Origin of the sequence: Pedobacter sp. UBA4863 (assembly GCF_002399615.1) — a bacterium.
Taxonomy (GTDB): domain Bacteria; phylum Bacteroidota; class Bacteroidia; order Sphingobacteriales; family Sphingobacteriaceae; genus Pedobacter.
The window spans coordinates 495-713 of the sequence record NZ_DHDZ01000025.1 but is presented as its reverse complement, the minus strand read 5'-3'; the positions used below and the strand labels follow the sequence as shown (position 1 = coordinate 713).

Annotated in this window: 1 protein-coding gene; it reads left to right on the top strand. The window is 36.1% G+C overall.

The window, feature by feature from the left end:
* A partial coding sequence (locus tag B3I52_RS04050; protein ID WP_293299071.1) for a hypothetical protein occupies window positions 1-219 on the top strand: 219 nt, incomplete at both ends.

Genomic DNA, 219 nt, shown 5'->3' with positions numbered 1-219 from the left:
TACAAACGTCCTTTGCGTTCTCAAAAAGGGTTGATTGGAAAATGTACCTTAGAACCGAATAAATACCGTGCGCCAATCAGCCACCCAAGTTTTGAAACATTCAGAGCGTGGTCGTTTTTGAATAATATCAAATACAAAGAAAATAATGAGTGGAAACAATTGCCGCTTGAATTAAAACAAGAGATTTATGCTGAGTTGTTTTTCAGAAAATCAAAAGGG